The organism is Kitasatospora sp. MBT63, assembly GCF_000710465.2.
Taxonomy (GTDB): Bacteria; Actinomycetota; Actinomycetes; order Streptomycetales; family Streptomycetaceae; genus Kitasatospora.
On sequence record NZ_JAIZ01000730.1, the window covers coordinates 1 to 1,535 of the forward strand.

At 69.0% G+C, this 1,535-nt stretch carries 1 protein-coding gene; it reads left to right on the forward strand.

What is annotated here, in order from left to right:
• The coding region (locus AA75_RS37880) for an acyl-CoA carboxylase subunit beta (protein ID WP_051814119.1) at positions 1-1,535 on the forward strand (1,535 nt) is incomplete at both ends.

Consider the following 1,535-nt stretch of genomic DNA (forward strand, 5'->3'; position numbering starts at 1 on the left):
CGGGGTCGGGTGGCCGAGCTGCACGACCTTCGGGAGCAGGTCCGCCGTGGCCCGAGCGAGAAGGCCACCGAGGCGCAGCACGCGAAGGGGAAGCTGACCGCGCGTGAGCGGATCGCGTTGCTGTTGGACGAGGGTTCGTTCAACGAGGTGGAGCCGTTCCGGCGGCACCGGGCGCAGGGTTTCGGCCTGGAGGCGAAGAAGCCGCACACCGACGGTGTGATCGTCGGGTGGGGGACGGTGCACGGGCGGCCGGTGTTCACCTATGCGCACGACTTCCGGATCTTCGGTGGTGCGCTGGGTGAGGCGCACGCGCAGAAGATCCACAAGATCATGGACATGGCGATCGCGGCGGGTGCGCCGCTGGTGTCGCTGAACGACGGCGCGGGTGCCCGGATCCAGGAGGGCGTGACCGCGCTGGCCGGCTACGGCGGGATCTTCCAGCGCAACACGCGGGCGTCCGGGGTGATCCCGCAGATCTCGGTGATGCTGGGCCCGTGCGCGGGCGGCGCCGCCTACAGTCCGGCGCTGACGGACTTCGTGTTCATGGTGCGTGAGACCTCGCAGATGTTCATCACCGGCCCGGACGTGGTGCAGGCGGTGACCGGCGAGAAGATCTCCCAGAACGGGCTGGGCGGTGCGGACGTGCACTCGACGGTCTCCGGCGTGTCGCACTTCGTGTACGACGACGAGCAGTCGTGCATCGAGGAGGTGCGGTTCCTGCTGTCGCTGCTGCCGCAGAACAACCGTGAGATGCCGCCGGTGCAGCCCAACGACGACCCGGTGCAGCGGCGCAACGAGCCGCTGCTGGACCTGGTGCCGGCGGACGGCAACCGGCCGTACGACATGCGCAAGGTGATCGAGGAGGTCGTCGACCACGGCGAGTACCTCGAGGTGCACGAGCGGTGGGCGACCAATGTGATCTGCGCGCTGGCGCGGATCGACGGCCACGTGGTGGGGATCATCGCCAACCAGCCGCAGTCGCTGGCCGGGGTGCTGGACATCCACGCGTCGGAGAAGGCCGCGCGGTTCGTGCAGATGTGCGACGCGTTCAACATCCCGCTGATCACCATGCTGGACGTGCCCGGGTTCCTGCCCGGTGTGGACCAGGAGCACGACGGGATCATCCGGCACGGCGCGAAGCTGCTGTACGCGTACTGCAACGCCACCGTGCCGCGGATCCAGCTGATCCTGCGCAAGGCGTACGGCGGCGCGTACATCGTGATGGACTCCCGCTCGATCGGCGCGGACCTGTCCTACGCCTGGCCGACCAACGAGATCGCCGTGATGGGCGCCGAGGGTGCCGCCAACGTGATCTTCCGCCGGGACATCAACGGCGCCGAGGACCCCGACGCGATGCGCGCCCAGAAGATCAAGGAGTACAAGAGCGAGCTGATGCACCCGTACTACGCGGCCGAACGCGGCCTCGTCGACGACGTCATCGACCCGGCCGAGACCCGCACCGTCCTCGCCTCAGCCCTCGCCATGCTCCGCACCAAGCACGCCGACCTGCCCAGCCGCAAGCACGGCAACCCGCC